Source organism: Moellerella wisconsensis ATCC 35017, assembly GCF_001294465.1.
In the GTDB taxonomy this organism is placed as follows: domain Bacteria; phylum Pseudomonadota; class Gammaproteobacteria; order Enterobacterales; family Enterobacteriaceae; genus Moellerella; species Moellerella wisconsensis.
The window spans coordinates 312,929-332,063 of sequence record NZ_LGAA01000026.1 but is presented as its reverse complement, the minus strand read 5'-3'; the positions used below and the strand labels follow the sequence as shown (position 1 = coordinate 332,063).

General features: G+C 40.8%; 14 protein-coding genes and 6 tRNA genes. 5 read left to right on the top strand and 15 right to left on the bottom strand.

Translation table 11 applies throughout. The features are described 5' to 3' along the window. Positions 1 to 76 precede the first annotated feature (76 nt). From lnt to miaB, 5 genes are all read right to left on the bottom strand, one after another. The gene (gene lnt / locus M992_RS13470) at positions 77 to 1,612 is read right to left on the bottom strand and encodes an apolipoprotein N-acyltransferase (RefSeq protein ID WP_053909051.1); all 1,536 of its coding nucleotides are present in this window, start codon (positions 1,610 to 1,612) and stop codon (positions 77 to 79) included. Beyond that, on the bottom strand, positions 1,612 to 2,496 hold the full coding sequence (gene corC, locus M992_RS13465; RefSeq protein WP_047255754.1) for a CNNM family magnesium/cobalt transport protein CorC: 885 nt from the start codon (positions 2,494 to 2,496) through the stop codon (positions 1,612 to 1,614). The genes lnt and corC overlap by 1 nt, the downstream gene beginning before the upstream one ends. 82 nt (positions 2,497 to 2,578) lie before the next feature. Continuing rightward, a complete protein-coding gene (gene ybeY, locus M992_RS13460; protein WP_047255753.1) occupies positions 2,579 to 3,046 on the bottom strand; it encodes an rRNA maturation RNase YbeY in 468 nt (155 codons plus the stop codon). Continuing rightward, complete coding sequence (locus M992_RS13455; protein ID WP_047255797.1) at positions 3,043 to 4,044, bottom strand: PhoH family protein; 1,002 nt, start codon at positions 4,042 to 4,044, stop codon at positions 3,043 to 3,045. The genes ybeY and M992_RS13455 overlap by 4 nt, the downstream gene beginning before the upstream one ends. An 87-nt stretch (positions 4,045 to 4,131) precedes the next feature. After that, positions 4,132 to 5,562, bottom strand: a complete 1,431-nt coding sequence (gene miaB / locus M992_RS13450) for a tRNA (N6-isopentenyl adenosine(37)-C2)-methylthiotransferase MiaB (protein ID WP_047255752.1) — start codon at positions 5,560 to 5,562, stop codon at positions 4,132 to 4,134. 510 nt (positions 5,563 to 6,072) lie between these two features. On the opposite strand from miaB, the gene ubiF reads away from it, so the two are divergent. Next, positions 6,073 to 7,254, top strand: a complete 1,182-nt coding sequence (gene ubiF / locus M992_RS13445) for a 3-demethoxyubiquinol 3-hydroxylase (RefSeq protein WP_053909050.1) — start codon at positions 6,073 to 6,075, stop codon at positions 7,252 to 7,254. A gap of 189 nt (positions 7,255 to 7,443) precedes the next feature. On the opposite strand, the gene M992_RS13440 is transcribed toward ubiF, so the two are convergent. The 9 genes from M992_RS13440 to nagB form a co-directional block, all read right to left on the bottom strand. Next, positions 7,444 to 7,517: transfer RNA gene (locus M992_RS13440), tRNA-Gln, on the bottom strand. Positions 7,518 to 7,522: 5 nt separating this feature from the next. Beyond that, positions 7,523 to 7,599: transfer RNA gene (locus M992_RS13435), tRNA-Met, on the bottom strand. A gap of 53 nt (positions 7,600 to 7,652) precedes the next feature. Continuing rightward, positions 7,653 to 7,727, bottom strand: a tRNA-Gln gene (locus M992_RS13430). 39 nt (positions 7,728 to 7,766) lie between these two features. Next, a tRNA-Gln gene (locus M992_RS13425) sits at positions 7,767 to 7,841 on the bottom strand. 53 nt (positions 7,842 to 7,894) lie between these two features. Continuing rightward, positions 7,895 to 7,979 (bottom strand) — tRNA-Leu (locus M992_RS13420). A 12-nt stretch (positions 7,980 to 7,991) separates the two neighbouring features. Continuing rightward, a tRNA-Met gene (locus tag M992_RS13415) sits at positions 7,992 to 8,068 on the bottom strand. Between the two features lie 564 nt (positions 8,069 to 8,632). Next, entirely contained in the window at positions 8,633 to 9,856 is a 1,224-nt protein-coding gene (gene nagC / locus M992_RS13410; RefSeq protein WP_053909049.1) for a DNA-binding transcriptional regulator NagC, read from the bottom strand. 18 nt (positions 9,857 to 9,874) lie between these two features. After that, positions 9,875 to 11,032, bottom strand: a complete 1,158-nt coding sequence (nagA, locus tag M992_RS13405; protein WP_053909048.1) for an N-acetylglucosamine-6-phosphate deacetylase — start codon at positions 11,030 to 11,032, stop codon at positions 9,875 to 9,877. Positions 11,033 to 11,107: 75 nt separating this feature from the next. Next, positions 11,108 to 11,917: a glucosamine-6-phosphate deaminase gene (gene nagB / locus M992_RS13400; RefSeq protein ID WP_053909047.1), complete on the bottom strand. Its 810-nt coding sequence runs from the start codon at positions 11,915 to 11,917 to the stop codon at positions 11,108 to 11,110. Positions 11,918 to 12,279: 362 nt separating this feature from the next. Between nagB and nagE the strand changes: the two genes are divergently transcribed. Continuing rightward, on the top strand, positions 12,280 to 14,307 hold the full coding sequence (gene nagE, locus M992_RS13395; RefSeq protein WP_053909046.1) for an N-acetylglucosamine-specific PTS transporter subunit IIBC: 2,028 nt from the start codon (positions 12,280 to 12,282) through the stop codon (positions 14,305 to 14,307). Positions 14,308 to 14,686: 379 nt separating this feature from the next. Beyond that, positions 14,687 to 16,357: a glutamine--tRNA ligase gene (glnS, locus tag M992_RS13390; RefSeq protein ID WP_053909045.1), complete on the top strand. Its 1,671-nt coding sequence runs from the start codon at positions 14,687 to 14,689 to the stop codon at positions 16,355 to 16,357. Between the two features lie 131 nt (positions 16,358 to 16,488). On the opposite strand, the gene M992_RS13385 is transcribed toward glnS, so the two are convergent. Further along, positions 16,489 to 16,917: an EamA family transporter gene (locus M992_RS13385; RefSeq protein ID WP_047255745.1), complete on the bottom strand. Its 429-nt coding sequence runs from the start codon at positions 16,915 to 16,917 to the stop codon at positions 16,489 to 16,491. Between the two features lie 382 nt (positions 16,918 to 17,299). Between M992_RS13385 and M992_RS13380 the strand changes: the two genes are divergently transcribed. Together M992_RS13380 and M992_RS13375 are read left to right on the top strand one after the other, a co-directional pair. Further along, positions 17,300 to 17,512: a YbfA family protein gene (locus M992_RS13380; protein WP_053909044.1), complete on the top strand. Its 213-nt coding sequence runs from the start codon at positions 17,300 to 17,302 to the stop codon at positions 17,510 to 17,512. 498 nt (positions 17,513 to 18,010) lie between these two features. Beyond that, positions 18,011 to 18,754 (top strand): type 2 GTP cyclohydrolase I, encoded by a 744-nt coding sequence (locus M992_RS13375; RefSeq protein WP_053909043.1) that lies wholly within the window; start codon positions 18,011 to 18,013, stop codon positions 18,752 to 18,754. Positions 18,755 to 19,135: the final 381 nt, after the last annotated feature.

Genomic DNA, 19,135 nt, shown 5'->3' with positions numbered 1-19,135 from the left:
TTTTAGGCATAATATTGAAAAGCCTGCCATGGAGAATATCTATTCCATGGCAGGCTTTTTTGATCTGCACGAAAATTTAGCGGCGGTATTTTCGCCCAGCAATCAAGGCGATGGCACCGAATAAGACGACCACAATCCATAATGGCCAGTGACTCCAACGGGCATAAGGAGTTAAACCCTGGGTTGGCGTGACTTGTGCTGAGAGTGCGGCGGCTTCAAATTGAGGTAATTGTGCTTGGATAGACCCATCTGGGCGAATGAACGCAGTGATCCCATTATTAGTAGCGCGCAATAATGGACGGCCTAGCTCAAGTGCTCGCATTCTTGCCATCTGGAAATGCTGCCATGGCCCAATTGAGCGCCCAAACCATGCATCATTGGAAATAGTCAGTAAATAATCGGTATCAGGTTTAAAGTTATCTCTAACTTGTTGACCCAAAATAATTTCGTAGCAAATTGCCGCAGTAAGCCGCATGTTACCCGCTATCAGCTGTGCTTGCTGATAATCACCTCGGCTAAAACCGGACATGGGCAGATTAAAGAATGGAGCAATAGGGCGTAGCAGATCCTCAAGCGGTACAAACTCGCCAAAAGGCACTAAATGATGTTTGTTATAGCGGTCTTGAGAGAGATAGCGATAAGGTGTTTTTTCGCCTAACACTATAATACTGTTATAAAATTTATAGCCACCTTCTGCCTGTTGTTGTACATCAACAATTCCGGTAACTAAACGCGTATTTTCAGTTCGCAGCAAGGTGTCAAGAGACTGTAGCCAGGCTTGGCTATCAGCTTCAGAAGTAGGAACCGCAGATTCAGGCCAAATAATGGTCGATGCTTTACCGATATAGGGCAGAGAGAGCTGAATATAAATCTGTTTAGTTTTATCGAGAAATTCAGGATCCCATTTTAATGATTGGGGAATATTGCCTTGGATAAGCACGATTTCACGGGTTTTCTCATTAATAGGCGTATACCACTGAAGTTGTTTAACGCTTAGCGGTAGCAATAATAATAGGGCGGCAATCCCTAGCGCGATAAACCGACGCTGAGCGAGGGAAAACACAATTAACCCACTAATAACCATTAACAGCAGGGTTATCATTTCTACGCCAACAATTGGCGCCAGTCCTTTTAATGGACCATCAATTTGACTATAGCCGAATTGCAACCACGGAAAGCCAGTTAATACCCAACCGCGTAGCCATTCAGTGAGTTGCCAGATTACGGGCGCAGCGAAAACTAATCGATAAACGGTTGTTTTAGGAAAGAATTTATTCAGTAATGCCCCAAACAACGCCGGATAAAGAGCTAAATAAGCAGCCAGTAAGATAACCAGCAGTACGTTAACCGCGGTGGGCATACCGCCAAAATCAGCAATGCTGACATAAACCCAATTAACACCGCTACCAAATAAGCCGAATCCCCAGCAAAACGCAATATTGAATGCTTGTTTAGTGGTGCGTTGTAAGGTTAAGCACAGCAGGGCAGATAACGAAACAATTGCCGCCGGCCAGAAGTCAAAAGGAGAAAAAGCCAGCGTTCCACTGGCTCCGAAAATTAACGCCAACAGCAATCGTGGCCATTGGCGTGAGTATAATGAAGCAGCTGCCATTATTTTTGTTCTTCATCCAAATCAGGAATAGATGCTTCGTCGGGGATTTTTACATGCAGCTGAATAATCCGACGACTGTCGGCCATAGCAACTTTGAACACATAATCATCGATGGTGATGGTCTCACCACGAGAAGGTAAGTGACCAAAGGCTTGCATCACCAAACCGCCTACAGTATCCACTTCTTCTTCGCTATAATGGGTATTGAAGGCTTCATTGAAATCTTCAATTTGCATTAATGCACGAACAGAAAAAGTGTGGCGAGTCAGTTGGCGGATATCAACATCATCTTCATCATCGTATTCATCTTCAATTTCACCGACAATCAACTCAAGAATATCTTCGATAGTCACCAAGCCGGAGACGCCACCAAATTCATCAATCACAATCGCCATATGGTAGCGCTGAGATCTGAATTCTTTCAGTAAACGGTCAACACGTTTACTTTCGGGCACCACAACCGCAGGACGCAATACTTTATCGATGCTGAATTGTTCGGAGTCGGAGCGCATGAATGGCAGTAAATCTTTTGCCATCAGCAATCCCTCAATATGATCTTTATCTTCGCTGATCACCGGAAAACGAGAATGTGCAGAGTCAATAATGACATCGAGGCATTCATCGAGTGGTTGATTCCGTTTTAGTGTCACAATTTGTGACCGAGGGATCATGATATCGCGAACTCGCTGATCGGCAATATCCATCACACCTTCGAGCATTTCTCGGGTATCAGGATCGATGAGTGAGTTTTGTTCTGAATCACGAATGAGTTCTACCAAGTCATCACGATTTTTTGGTTCACCGTGAAATAATTGGTTTAACAGTGCAAAGAACCCTTTCTTAGGACCAGGGGTGTCATTACTAGAAGAATGATCGTCGCTCATGGCGTTTTATTTTTAGTTTCCTATATAGAAGTAATAATGGATTGTTATAGTGCTAATATTTAGCATAAAAATCAAAGAATGATTAATCTTTTTCAATCAAATAGGGATCTGAGTAACCTAATTGAGCTAAAATTTCTGTTTCCAGTGATTCCATTTCTTCGGCTTCTTCATCTTCAATATGGTCATAGCCTAGCAGATGCAGACAGCCATGAATTACCATATGAGCCCAATGTTCTTCGGCAGTTTTTTGCTGTTCTTTTGCTTCCAACTCAACAACTTGACGGCAGATAATCAAATCACCTAATAGCGGTAATTCTATTTCTGGCGGTGCTTCGAAAGGGAATGATAGTACATTAGTCGATTTATCTTTTCCACGATAAGCTAAATTTAACTGATGGCTTTCTGCATCATCAACGATACGAATAGTCACTTCGCTTTCTGGCTGAAATTGAGGCAATACTGCATCTAGCCAGCGTTGAAATAGCGCTTCATCAGGAAGGCCAGTGAGATCTTCACTGGCAATTTGTAAATCAAGGATAACTGAACTCATGAATTGTCTTCTTGTTTTTCAATCAGTTTTTGCTGTTCTTTTTCGAGACGCAGCACATGACGACGTTTTTGGTCTTGTTCTTCCCATGCTTCATAGGCCATAACAATTTTGGCCACGATAGGGTGTCGTACCACATCTTCACTATGGAAGAAATTAAAGCTTAGCTGATCGACGTCAGACAACACTTCAATAGCATGTCTTAATCCCGATTTATTACCGCGTGGTAAATCTATTTGAGTAATATCCCCAGTGATCACCGCTTTGGAATTAAACCCAATTCGGGTTAAGAACATTTTCATTTGTTCAATGGTGGTATTTTGGCTCTCATCCAAGATAATAAATGCATCGTTTAATGTACGTCCGCGCATATAAGCCAGAGGAGCGACTTCGATAACGTTACGTTCAATCAGTTTTTCAACTTTCTCAAAGCCTAACATTTCAAATAATGCGTCGTAAAGTGGACGTAAATAAGGGTCAACTTTTTGACTTAAATCACCGGGCAAAAAGCCCAGTTTCTCACCCGCTTCAACTGCCGGACGAGTTAATAAAATTCGACGAATTTCTTGGCGTTCTAAAGCATCTACTGCTGCCGCTACCGCCAAATAAGTTTTCCCGGTTCCCGCGGGACCAATCCCAAAGGTAATATCATGATCGAGAATATTAGCAATATATTGCGCTTGATTTGGTGTTCGCGGTTTAATCACACCGCGTTTAGTTTTGATATTAACCGCTTTACCAAAGTCAGGAATACTATCGGCTGATTGCTCTAAAACTTGGCTTTCAGTGATCGCTAAATGAATTTGTTCTGGTTCAATCTCGGGGATCACCCCTCGAATTGGCGCAGTATCCACATACAATTGACGCAAAATTGCGCTAGCTGCCTGGATATTTAATGCCTTGCCCGCCAGTTTAAAACGATTATCTCGGCGATTTATTTCTACGCCCAGACGACGCTCAAGCTGTTTGATATTGTCATCAAATGGCCCGCAGAGGCTCATTAAGCGCTGATTATCTGCGGGTTCAAGGAATATTTCTTGGGTCGCTATTTGCGAAGATTTTTTTTCAGTCACTGATTATCTCTATGTTTAAGGCTGATAACTGCCAACACCGATTTCATTTTCCTTACGGGTGCGAGCAATAACAGACTCTGGGGATTCATGTACGCGTAAATCCATTTGATCTTCGGTACGGATAACTTTACCGCGCAGTGAGTTAGCATAAACACCGACAATTTCTACATCGACAAATTTGCCTATCATATCTGGTGTGCCTTCAAAGTTAACCACGCGGTTACTTTCAGTTCGCCCAGCCAGTTCCATCACATTTTTACGCGCAGGGCGTTCAACTAAGATACGTTGAACACTGCCTACCATGGCACGGCTAAAATTCATAGCTTGTTGGTTGATTCGCTGTTGCAGTAAAAATAGACGTTGTTTTTTCTCTTCTTCGCTCACATCATCAGGCAGATCGGCTGCCGGTGTTCCTGGGCGTGGGGAATAAACAAAGCTAAAACTGAGGTCGAAATTAACATCAGCAATTAACTGCATCGTTTTTTCAAAATCATCCTGAGTTTCGCCGGGGAAGCCGACAATAAAATCAGAACTTATCAGGATATCAGGTCGTGCTTTGCGCAATTTGCGAATAATGCTTTTATATTCTAATGCGGTATGCGCGCGTTTCATCAAGGTAAGAATTCGGTCTGAGCCACTTTGTACTGGTAAGTGTAGATAGCTGACTAATTCGGGCGTATCTTTATACACCTCAATAATATCGTCAGTAAATTCAATTGGATGGCTAGTAGTGAAGCGAACACGGTCGATACCATCAATTGCTGCAACTAAACGTAATAATTCGGCAAAAGTGCAAATATCACCATCGTAAGTGGCTCCACGATAGGCGTTAACATTTTGACCAAGCAGATTAACTTCACGTACTCCTTGGGCTGCTAGTTGCGCTATTTCAAATAAAATATCATCTGATGGGCGGCTAACTTCTTCGCCTCGGGTATAGGGAACCACACAGAATGTGCAGTATTTATTGCAGCCTTCCATAATTGAAACAAATGCGCTTGGGCCTTCTGCTCTCGGCTCCGGCAAACGGTCAAATTTTTCTATTTCAGGGAAACTAATATCGACAACAGGGCTACGAGTTCCTTTAACCTGATTAATCATTTCTGGCAGACGATGCAGTGTCTGTGGACCAAAGATAATATCAACACTCGGCGCGCGCTGCCGTATAAAATCGCCTTCTTGAGAGGCAACACAGCCACCGACGCCAATGATAATATCGGGTCTACTGTCCTTGAAATATTTCCAACGACCTAATTGATGGAATACTTTTTCTTGTGCTTTTTCACGGATAGAACAGGTATTTAACAGTAAAATATCCGCTTCTTCAGGCACTTCGGTCAATTGATAACCGTGAGTACTTTCGAGTAGATCTGCCATTTTAGATGAATCGTACTCATTCATCTGACAGCCCCAGGTTTTAATGTACAGTTTTTTTATTGTCGACATTTCTCTATCCGATGTTTTCAGAGTAGCTAGTGTAATGGACTCCGAAACGCATTGTAAACCCACCATACTTTTTTGTTATTTCTACAACCGTTAAATTAGCTAATTATTTGAACCTATTAGCTGTTTCCTGGCTCAGGTATAAGAGCGCGCGACGGATTGTGACAAAATAACGTTTATTCCTACAGTCGTTATAATAATAATGGCTGTATTTATAAGTTTAGCATGTTGGGTAAAAATCCAAAGTCCGATCCGTTAGTGAATACAGTATTACATTTTGATTATGGACAGTATGCGATCATGCGATAAATGTAATAATCAATCGCTGCCTTGTTGTAAATTATCACTTGGAATCTGTATCCACAGAGCAGGCAGAATGCCTGTAATAAGTTTAATTGTTATTGTATTCATTTGCGATGGCAGTGACCAGCGTTACACGAAGAGATATTCCCTGTCAGCGGAGAAATTTTTCGGTAAACTACAGAAATCAAACAGTTAATAGCGGCTAATGTGATGAATAAGTTAATAAAAAATTATGATATTGTAGTTGTTGGTGCCGGTATGACGGGCGCAGCAGCAGCATTGGGGTTAGCACAAGAAGGTTTTAATGTGGCGCTGCTCGAAAAAGCACCGCCAGTACCTTTTGATGCTAACTGCCCACCCGATGTACGGATCTCAGCGATTAGCTGTGCGTCTGTTGAATTACTAAAACAACTTGGCGCATGGAAAAATGTTCTTAACATGCGTTCAGCACCATATCGACAATTAGAAACATGGGAAGAACCTGGCTCAAATGTGATTTTTGATGCCAAGAGCCTGGGTCTGCCTGAATTAGGTTTTATGATCGAAAACCGAGTGTTACAGCTTGCGTTGTGGCAAGAATGTGAAAAATATCCTAATTTACAGCTTATTTGCCCTGCCACGTTGCTGCAAATGGAAAAACAAATCGACGGCTGGTTATTGACGCTAGAAGGGCATGAGGCCATCGAAACTAAATTAGTTATTGGGGCTGATGGTGCGCGTTCACAAGTGCGGCAATTTGCCGGGATAGGTAGCCGTGGTTGGCAGTATCGTCAATCTTGTATGTTGATTACAGTACAAACTGAGACGCCTCAGCAAGAGACTACTTGGCAGCAGTTTCATGCTTCCGGTCCTCGTGCTTTTTTACCGCTGTATGATAATTGGGCATCACTTGTTTGGTACGATAGCCCAGCAAAAATTCGCCAGTTACAGGCGATGTCGATGCCACAATTAAGCCAAGCTATTCAAGTGGCATTTCCTGAGCGTTTAGGCGCAGTGACCCCTCTCGCAACGGGGGCTTTTCCATTAAATAGACATCATGCTAATCGTTACGTTGCTCAAGGATTGGTGTTAATTGGTGATGCGGCACATTCAATTAATCCGTTAGCGGGGCAAGGGGTCAATTTAGGTTATCGGGATGTGGATGTCTTGCTGCAAGTGCTGACAGAGGCTAAGCAATATTTACAACCATGGCATACGCTTTCAGTTCTTAAACGTTATCAACGCCGTAGAATGCCGGACAATTTGATTATGCAGGCAGGAATGGATATTTTTTATCTGGCCTTTAGCGAAAGCTTGCCGGGCTTAAAAACGCTGCGTAATTTGGGATTAATGACGGCACAACGCGCCGGAGAAGCCAAAAAGATCGCCCTTAAGTATGCGTTAGGTTTGTAGTTTATTGCGATTAGCCGTTGCTCTCTCCATGACGGTTATAGCGTAATGGGGAGCCAATTTCTGCGTTTATTTGCTTATTTAAGCGAAGTATAAACCATAGAATAAATATGGAGCTTATTGAAGTTACATAAAATAATAGGGATTAATATAGAAGGTTGTAGATAATGCGAAATAGAGAGTAGGGAGATATGGCTGGGGTACCAGGATTCGAACCTGGGATGCTGGAATCAGAATCCAGTGCCTTACCGCTTGGCGATACCCCATTAGATGGTGGCTATGACGGGATTCGAACCTGTGACCCCAACATTATGAGTGTTGTGCTCTAACCAGCTGAGCTACATAGCCTTTGGGTAACTCTGTCTATTCAATTTTTTATAACGATTGGAATATCAGGAAGATGGCTGGGGTACCAGGATTCGAACCTGGGTATGCTAGGATCAAAACCTAGTGCCTTACCGCTTGGCGATACCCCACCTGAAAGGCTATCGTAAAACTAAATATGTTAGTCAGGATGGCTGGGGTACCAGGATTCGAACCTGGGCATGCTAGGATCAAAACCTAGTGCCTTACCGCTTGGCGATACCCCACCTGAATAACTGAACTACTTTAACTTGTTTTACTAACAACGTGAAGAAGGAAATGGTGCGGGAGGCGAGACTTGAACTCGCACACCTTGCGGCGCCAGAACCTAAATCTGGTGCGTCTACCAATTTCGCCACTCCCGCAAATAAAAAAGATGGTGGCTATGACGGGATTCGAACCTGTGACCCCAACATTATGAGTGTTGTGCTCTAACCAGCTGAGCTACATAGCCATCTTTTTTTCTGCAAACCTTCATCGGCGTTGCGGGGCGCATTATGCGTATTACAGACAAACTCGTCAACTGCTTTTTTAAAAAAACTTGTAGAAATGTGTTTGTTTGTCTGTTCAATAATCATTTTGTCGTCAAATTAATCAAAAAACAAGGATGAATTGATCATTTAGCCAGTTTAATTCATTTTAATCGATAAAAATAAAATGGCCTAAAACAGAAAGTTTATCGTGATAGCGTAATATTAAAGTCCAATATAATCGTCAGATCAAAAAGCCGGTTATAGCTCAATAATAAAAATGCCTGAATGTTAGGTTATCAGTGTGAGATCATGTCGTGGAAATTTAGTATGCCATCGATGTACAAGATTATATTAATCGATGATATGAAAATTAGGCTACGGTGTTACAGATTAATTCTTCGGATGTGAGGAGAAGACGTGTGGAGAAAAAGAAAAAAATAGCCAAACAATCAAGCAGTACAGCAAATAGAGGTGTAAGGCAAACGATTGAAACACCCGATATGGCCTGTATCGTTTACAGGCCATGTTATACATCAAGTTATATTTTAGCTATCTAATAATAATTGTAATAGCTCTCCGTTGAGCATAGCGCGTTTGGTGAGGGCAAATGCTCCTATTGCGGAGTTATGAACTAACTGAGAGGTGACAATCGGTAAATCCTCACGAAATTCTTTTAACGTTTGTGCTTGAATACAGCTTTTAATCGCGGGCAATAAGATTTTTTCTGCTTCGGTTATTTCACCAGCAATAACGACTTTTTGTGGATTAAATAAATTGATAGCGATAGCAATTGCTTTACCAAGTTGTCGCCCAACATTTTGAATAACTTCTGTGGCTAAAGGATCATTTTTATTAGCAGCTTGGCAAATGGCTTTAATTGAGCAATTTTGTAAGGTCAGGCTACTTGAATAACCTTGTTCGATACGCTGACGAACCCGTTGTTCAATTGCTGGGTTAGCGGCAATTGTTTCTAAACAGCCAAAATTACCACAATGGCAAGGCTCACCGAGAGGATCAATTTGAATATGCCCAATTTCGCCTAAATTTCCGCGTTGATTGAGCAGTATTTCATTATTAATAATTACCCCTGCGCCTGTACCTCGATGAATACGGACTAATAATGAATCAGCGCTATCCCGAGTGGCGCCGAAATAATTTTCAGCCAGTGCCAAACTGCGGATATCATGTCCAACGTAGCAGGTTACTTTGAAATGATGCTGTAAATTATCGACGAGATGCCAGTTATTTACTTTAATATGTGGCATATAGTAAATAATACCGTTATCTGGATTAACCAGGCCCGGTAAGATAACTGAAATCGCAATTAACTCTTTAATTCGTCGTTGATAATGGCTGATAAACTCCTCTAAGGCAGCGATTAGTTTATCTTCTACTTGTTGCTGTTCTGACTCAGGGATTGGATAATGCTGCTCGCACAGGGCTTTGCCGCTTAAATCGTATAACGCGATAGTGGCGTCATAACGGCCAAGGCGAACCCCAATAGTATGAAAATTTTTGTGCTCAGAAACGATAGAAATTGCGCGGCGTCCGCCCGTGGATGCTTGTTGATCCACTTCTTTGATTAAACCGCGCTCTAATAACTGACGGGTGATTTTAGTCACACTCGCCGGGGCTAATTGGCTTTGTTCGGCAACTTGTATGCGCGAGATGGGCCCTTGCTGATCGATTAGCCCATAAACAACGGCACTGTTTAATTGTTTGACTAGATCGATGTTACCAATTTGCTTTAGCGAGTGGTTATAATTCATCAGATTATTTGCTCATTATCAATAGACTTGTTGTCCGTTAACAAAAGTGGCGAGAACGCGATAATCGTTGCTGAATGCGGTTAGATTAGCTACTTTTCCCGGCTCGATAGAGCCTAAGCGCTCTTCCACACCAATTGCACGGGCCGGATAGAGAGTCGCCATTCTAAGTGTTTCGTCTAATGCAATCCCAACATGTTCAACGCTGTTTTTTACCGCTCCAATCATGGTTAATGAGGAGCCGCTGAGTGTGCCATTTTCATCGACACACAATCCATTGCGGTAGTATATGGTTTTACCTGCAAAGATAAAATGATCCATTTCACTGGTTTTAGGATCCAAACCTGCGGGTGCTGTCGCGTCGGTGACTAAGATTAACTTATCGCCTTTTAATTGTTTACTGCTGCGGATATTCGCCCATTGTACATGCAGTCCATCAGCAATAATGCCGGCATAGACTTCAGGAGTATCATAAATTGCACCGACTAAACCGGGACCACGGCCTGAAATATAAGGCATGGCATTAAATAAATGAGTTGAGAAACGGATACCAGCTTGAAAACTTTGGCGTGCTTCTTCATAAGTAGCATTAGAGTGCCCAGCAGATACGACAATTCCAGCGTCAGTTAGTTGACGAATAAATTGCTTATCAACTATTTCTGGCGCTAAAGTTACTTTAGTAATAGCACTGGCATGTGCAGTCAGATAATCAATCATTTCAGCAGAAGGCTGACGAATAAATTCAGGGTTATGGGTCCCTTTTTTAATTAAATTAATATAAGGGCCTTCAAGATGTAATCCTAATGCCTGATTTTTATTAGTTTTTAGGTATTGGCTCATTACATCGATACCGTGCTTCATTAATTCATCGGAGCAGGTGATTAATGTTGGCAGATAGCTAGTACAGCCGGTCTGCTGGTTGGATTGTTGCATGATTTCTAAATTTTCAATGCTGACATTTTCATAATTATCATTGAATTGCACGCCACCACAGCCATTAACTTGTAAGTCAATAAATCCTGCAGATAAAATTGCACCGTTCAGATCATGGCAAGTTATCTCGGTGGGCAGTTCATCGACCGAACAAATTTGTTTAATCAATTCACCTTCGATAATAACCGCATGATTTTCTAGTCTTTCATGACCAGTGTAAATAATACAATTAGTTAAAGCATACATCGATGTAGCCTCCTGAGGTTACTGCAATATGAGGGACACCGACCTGTACTGTACTGCGCAGGCCGGGTGATTGAATTATTTAGCGCTAAATTGATTAATAATATCAGCTTCTAATTGGCGGAAATATTTTAAGGTTTTTACTTTTAATTCGAGCGTAGCATTTTCGTCACATACAATGATTGATTTTGGATGCATTTGTACGCAGCTAATCGTCCACATATGATTGACAGATCCTTCAATTGCCGCATGTACCGCCATCGCTTTATTGGCACCGGTAGCTAAAATCATAAGTTCTTCCGCATCCATTAATGTAGCAACACCGACAGTTAATGCATATTTAGGAACTTGATTGATATCATTATCAAAGAAACGTGAATTAGCCACACGAGTTTCGGGAGTTAAAGTTTTAATCCGAGTACGTGAGGACAATGAAGAACCAGGTTCATTAAAGGCAATATGGCCGTCATTGCCTACCCCACCCATAAACAAATTAATTTTTCCGTAGCTACGAATTTTATCTTCATAACGTTGACATTCAGCCTCGACATCGGCTGCATTTCCATTAAGAAGATTGATGTTTTCTTCGGGAATATCAATATGGTTAAAAAAGTTTTCATGCATAAATGTATGGTAGCTCTGTGGATGAACAGCAGGAATACCAATATATTCATCCATATTAAACGTGACCACGTGTTTAAAGCTGACTTGACCTTGATTATATAGTTTTATTAAGGCTTGGTAAGTCGCTAAAGGTGTGCCACCGGTCGGTAATCCCAATAAAAAAGGACGTTCGGCTGTTGGATTAAATGCATTGATTTTGTTGGCGATATATTGAGCAGACCAGATACCAACATCTTTCGCATTTGCTAGAGGTAAAAGCCTCATGATTAAGTTTCCTCAAATAAATCAATTAAGTTGCAAGATGTTCCTTCAATATATTAATTTATTGTATATATTGCGTAGGGAACGTGATTCTCTATGAGTCGTTCGGGTAAATCCAGTAGATAAGATAATTTTCATCTTAAAATAAGTTGCGTTAGTTTGCTAGTGCTTTGCGCTGTTGATTAATTTTTATCTTGAAGTTAATCACATTTGAGTGTTATTTTTTTCGCATCGCGAAATAATTAATTTAAACTATGTATTGCGGTACATACATATATAATTCTTTATTGGGTTAACTTAATACTGCTTAAAAAGAATTAGGCCAAATAAAATCCCGTAACTATGGGCTATAAAAGGGGAATTTAGTGAATATTCTGAGCTATTTACAGCGGATAGGGCGGGCATTGATGGTCCCGGTCGCGGTATTACCGGCTGCTGCAATTTTAATGGGGATTGGTTACTGGGTCGATCCTAACGGTTGGGGAGCAAATAGTGCAATTGCTGCCTTATTAATCAAATCCGGTGCGGCCATTATCGATAATATGTCGGTATTGTTTGCTATCGGTATTGCCTACGGGATGTCGAAAGATAAAGATGGTGCGGCAGCATTAACCGGCTTTGTGGGATTCCTGGTTGTCACTACACTCTGCGCCCCGGGCTCTTATTCAATGATAATGAGCATACCTTTAGATCAGGTACCTACGGCATTTAATCATATTAATAACCAGTTTGTCGGCATTCTAGTCGGTGTGTTGTCTGCTGAATTGTATAACCGCTATAGCGGTGTTGAGCTGCCTCGCGCGTTGTCATTCTTTAGTGGACGGCGCTTGGTTCCGATCCTTGTTTCGTTCTTAATGATTTTATTGGCTTTCATTTTAATGTATGTATGGCCATTCATTTATAACGCGCTGGTGGCTTTTGGTGAAAGTATTAAAGATCTCGGCTCGGTCGGTGCAGGGATTTATGCGTTCTTTAACCGTTTATTAATTCCTGTTGGCTTACATCATGCATTGAACTCGGTATTTTGGTTTGATGTTGCGGGCATTAACGATATTCCTAATTTCCTTGGTGGTGCTAAATCGATTGAAGAAGGCTTAGCGACTCCGGGAATTACTGGTCGTTACCAAGCAGGTTTCTTTGCGGTGATGATGTTTGGTCTGCCGGGAGCGGCATTAGCTATTTATCATTGTGCTAAGCCTGAAAATAAAGCTAAAGTGGCGGGTATTATGATGGCGGGGGCTTTCGCCGCCTTCTTTACTGGTATCACTGAGCCCTTAGAATTCTCATTCATGTTTGTGGCGCCAGTACTGTATGTTATTCATGCGTTCTTAACCGGGGTTTCGGTTTATATTGCTGCAACGATGGAGTGGATTTCAGGCTTTGGCTTCAGTGCGGGTCTGGTTGATATGCTGTTGCAATCGCGTAATCCATTAGCTGTTCATTGGTATATGTTGATTGTTCAGGGCTTAGTTTTCTTCTGCTTATATTATATTATTTTCCGTACAGTGATTAAAAAATTCAATTTAATGACACCTGGTCGTGAAGAGAATGCAGAAGATGAAACTGTCGATGGTTATGATGAAAATGTAAGCCCGGCAGATACAACTGATACTGATATTCAAAAAGAAGCTCGTCAATATATTGCTGCGGTGGGTGGCAGCGAAAATATTACTAATATTGATGCGTGTATAACGCGTTTACGCTTGGCGGTAAAAGATTCCGAACGTGTCAATGATGCCGTTGCTAAACGTTTAGGCGCTTCTGGTGTTATTCGTTTAAATAAGCAAAGTGTTCAAGTGATTGTCGGTACGCGAGCAGAATTAATTGCTAGCGCAATGGGTGAAGTTATCGCTAAAGGTTCGGTTGCAGCAGCAAGCGTGGCTGTAGCTTCTCAGCCGCAACAGCAAGCGGTGGTTAAAGAAGCCAAAGGCGAAGTGGTATTATCGTTAGTTGCACCGGTCAGTGGTCAATTATATACACTGGATGATGTACCTGATGAAGCTTTTTCTAGCCGAATTGTTGGCGACGGCGTGGCTATCAAACCGACTAGCAGCGAAGTTTTAGCACCAGCCGCAGGAACAGTGGTTAAAATCTTTGAAACTAATCATGCTTTTTGTATTGAAACCGATAATGGCGTAGAGCTGATAGTCCATATGGGGATTGATACTGTGGCATTGAAAGGTAAAGGTTGCTCGCGTTTAGTCGAGGAAGGTACAGTAGTTGACGCTGGACAGCCTATTTTGAATTTAGATTTGGCGTATTTAAACGCTAATGCTAAGTCAATGATTAGCCCTGTAATTATTAGTAATATCGACGATTATGCTGAGATAGAAATTCTGGCAACTGGCGAAGTTAAAGCCGGTGAAACGGTTCTATATCGGATCCTTAAATAAAGGCGGTTTATATTGACGGTTAAGTCGCCGCTAATAAGCCGTAGCGATTAAATTATCGTTGTTAAACAGGGGAGCGAAGTCTTCCCTGTTTTTATTTTGTGGATTTGATTTTTTACTTTTAGCTATCATTTTTTGTCTTTTAGCCGCCAATGATAAAATAATTAGCTGTGACATGATAAAGTAAAAAAATTAGGTTATTCATCGTATTGTAATAGCAATATATATTGCAGAATAACTTTCAAATAAAGTTGAATTATTTCATACTGAATAATAAATTTAGCTTTTCCCCCCGCGAATAACATCAAACGGTTGTTTCCTACTGTTTTATAGTAGAATATACACGGTTATTATCGCGCTTTTGCATTGAGGAATGATGACAATGAATGAGGCTGATGCCCGCCCAACAAACTTTATTCGTCAGATCATAGATGAAGATCTGGCCACTGGAAAACATGCGACTGTTCATACGCGTTTTCCCCCAGAACCAAATGGCTATTTGCATATTGGACACGCTAAATCAATCTGCCTGAATTTTGGTATCGCGAAAGATTATCAAGGGCAATGTAATTTGCGTTTTGATGATACCAATCCAGTGAAAGAAGATGTGGAATATGTTAATTCTATCCAGAATGACGTCAAATGGTTAGGATTTGAGTGGAGCGGAAAGGTTCATTATTCATCGGACTATTTCGATACACTTTATCAATATGCAATTGAGCTGATTAACAAAGGCTTAGCTTATGTTGATGAACTTAGCCCAGAACAAATTCGTGAATACCGTGGCACGTTAAAGCAACCGGGCAAAAATAGCCCATATCGTGACAGAACAGTAGAAGAAAACTTAGCGCTATTTGAAAAAATGCGTGCCGGTGAATTTGCCGAAGGTACTGCGTGTTTGCGAGCTAAAATTGATATGGCATCACCTTTTATTGTGATGCGCGATCCGGTTATTTATCGGATTAAATTTGCTCATCATCACCAATCTGCCGATAAATGGTGCATCTACCCGATGTACGATTTTACCCATTGTATTTCTGATGCATTGGAAGGAATTACTCATTCACTGTGTACTCTTGAATTCCAAGATAATCGCCGTTTGTATGACTGGGTATTAGACAATATTTCGATTGATTGTCACCCAAGACAGTACGAGTTTTCGCGTTTAAATCTTGAATACACCGTGATGTCAAAACGTAAACTGAACCAATTGGTGACTGAAAAAGTTGTCGATGGCTGGGATGATCCCCGTATGCCAACAGTTTCAGGTTTACGTCGCCGTGGTTATACAGCGGCATCAATCCGTGAATTTTGTCAGCGCATTGGTGTGACTAAACAAGATAACAATGTTGAAATGGCCTCATTAGAATCGTGTATTCGTGATGATTTAAATGAAAACGCACCACGCGCCATGGCAGTAATCGATCCCGTTCGCTTAGTGATTGAAAACATGCCAGAAGGCGAAGAAATGCTGACGATGCCTAATCATCCGAATAAACCGGAGATGGGAACTCGTCAAGTGCCTTTCAGTCGTGAAATTTATATCGATCGTGCTGATTTCCGTGAAGAAGCTAACCGTCAGTACAAGCGTTTAGTGCTGGATAAAGAAGTGCGTTTGCGTAATGCGTATATCATTAAAGCAGAGCGTGTTGAGAAAGATGCTGAAGGCAATATCACCACGATTTATTGCACCTATGATGCTGATACGTTGAATAAAGATCCTGCTGATGGCCGCAAAGTAAGAGGTGTTATTCATTGGGTCAGTGCTCAGCATGCAGCGCCGGCTGAAATTCGTCTTTATGATCGTCTGTTTACTGTGCCAAACCCAGGCGCAGAAGAAGATTTCTTATCAACAATTAATGCCGAATCATTAGTGATCCGCCAAGGCTTTGTTGAGCCAGGATTACGAGCAGCTGAACCAGAAAAACCGTATCAGTTTGAGCGTGAAGGTTATTTCTGTGTTGATAATCGCCTAAGCAGTACAGATAAATTGGTGTTTAATCGCACTGTTGGTCTGAGAGATACTTGGACGAAGATTGAAAATAAAGGCTAATCGCGTTTATTTCTAATTATCAGACTAAAAACCCGCTAATTTCATGGCGGGTTTTTTTTGAGTAAGAGTAATTAGTTTAATTTTATACCGCGATAAAGTTGATTGTGTGAGCGACTAGTTACTTTTAGATTTTAGCCCAAAGCGACCATTAACGCGCCAGCAGTGATCAATGCCACGCCTCCAGCTGCGACTAACGACAGTTTTTCGCCAAATAAAATGACCGCAAAAATAACGGCAAATACCACACTGAGTTTGTCAATTGGCGCAACTTGAGATACGTTGCCATTTTTGATGGCTAAAAAATAGAATAGCCACGATAGTGCCCCAGCAATCCCACTTAATGCAATAAAAACAATGGCTTTTTTATTTGCAATAATTTCACTGATCAAATTCAATTTGCCTTGAACAACCACCACACCGACTAAAAATATCGCCATGATAACCGCACGAATCGCAGTCGCTGTATTGGCATCTAGATTTTGTAAACCAATTTTTCCGAAAATAGCCACTAAAGCAGCGGTGATCGCTGATAGCAATGCATAAATAAGCCAAACGCTCATAGACAATAAATCTCATTCTCATTATGAATAGATTGGAATGATAGAATATATTGACTTAAATGTGTATGACATTTTGCGTTCAAATTAGCGGTAAGGTATTGCCGTTTAATGTTATTGATATGCTACAAATAACCATCAAATGATATTAATTTGTTGCTAATTGTAAGTCAGTTACAGGTGTTACCCATTTATAGTGAATTTTATCACAATAAAAGTGGTCAGATGAGTAGTAAAATTACACGACATGGCGTAAAATTTCAGCGTATTAACCTAATCGATTTAAGTTAGTGATTATTTAAGCGGTTATTTTTAGTATTTACCAATCTATGTATTTACCAATAATAACCATTATCTACGATGTAATATTATAGGGGGATCGGTGATGACATATTATCGCGAATATACCCAACGTCAGATTATCTTACGCCGTACTGCCGCTGTTATTGTTGGCGTTCTTGCTTTTCCAATTATGATCTTTTATCGAGATCGCGGGCGTTTTTATAGCTATTTGCACCGTGTATGGGCCAAAACAAGTGATAAACCCGTTTGGTTAGAGCAATCGGAATTGACGTTAGAAATGACTAAACGCTCTTAATGGGTGTTTACCTAAACCTAATGTATAAAATTAAGCGTTAAAAAAATAGTAAATAATGGATGATAAGTTTTTGGTTACAGGCAATGATGTGGGCATAATTAATACGCAGAATTAAGATGAATAGTTTTATATTCGCTGATTGATGGCATCCTGCCGCAGTGCTTGTATCCCGGAGGCGGTTATTGATGATTAATTCTCTGGCTGACAATTAATTCTAGGCTAAATTTTTCTTTAAGCTATATTTTAAAGCTATATTAGTATCCCTAATTTTAGACAAGATGATGAAAGTAGTGTTGCTCAGCGCCAATAATATAATGAATAACGCTGTGCTGTAAGGTGCTCAACATAATTGTCGTGTTATGATTTTTTATTTATTTTCCATGATTGTTTTTTTCTCTGCAGAGAGTAATCGCGCGGTTTGTGCTAATATTAATAACTGTTATTGGCGTTATAAACATAGCCAAGGTGTGATTTATTAAGCGGTAAAAGGATCAAACGATGCGTAATTTATTTCTAGAAAACCTGATTAATAATGAATTAAAAGTTAATGAATTTCAGGATTATGCGCCTAATGGATTGCAAGTAGAAGGGCGACCGCATGTACAAAAAGTTGTCACTGGCGTGACCGCTTGCCAAGCATTATTGGATAAAGCTGTAGAGCTAGATGCGGACGCGATTATTGTTCATCATGGCTATTTTTGGAAAAATGAACCGGTCGTTATTAAAGGAATGAAACGTAAGCGTTTACAAACCTTACTGTGTAATGAAATTAATTTGTATGGTTATCATTTACCATTAGATGCACACCCTGAATATGGCAATAATATTCAATTAGCCTATCAAATGGGAGTGAAAGTGGATGGTTATATTGAGCCTCTGCTACCGTTTGGTTTTTTTGATCAGCCGATTCCAGCGGCAGAATTACTTGCACGTTTAGAGCATCGCATGGGACGTAAAGTATTGCACTGTGGCGATAATGCAAAAGATGAAATCCGTCAAATCGCTTGGTGTACCGGCGGTGGGCAAGGCTTTATTCAACAAGCTGCCGAGTTTGGTGTCGATGCATTTGTGACCGGTGAAGTTTCTGAACAAACTATCCATATTGCGCGTGAAATGGGGATCCATTTCTTCTCTGCCGGGCATCATGCAACCGAACGTTTTGGCATTATGGCACTGGGAAAATGGTTAGCCGATGAACATAATCTGGATGTTACTTTTGTTGATATCGATAATCCAGCCTAATGAGCCTGTCTGACGATAGATTATAGTTGAGCTTCTCTCGCTAAAGCGGTCAAATTGACCGCTTTTATTTGGCCTAATTATTGATGAACCCATATAAATCGCACAATGACAGCCCAGCATCAGCTGATTTTTTGAGTATCATTCACATATCATTAATCCACTAGCTAGCTATTCTAATATTTAATCCGCTTAAAATATGCGGTTTATTTCTCTAAAATTAGTCTTTATCGGCAAATAATTGAATTAATTAATATTCTAAAATGTGATTGATATCGCATTTGTATAAATTTTATATACCTAATTATCGATGAAAATAGGGACGGTAAAATTATATTTTTTACATTCACCTGCTTGATATTGGCTCGATGGGGTCGATTAAAC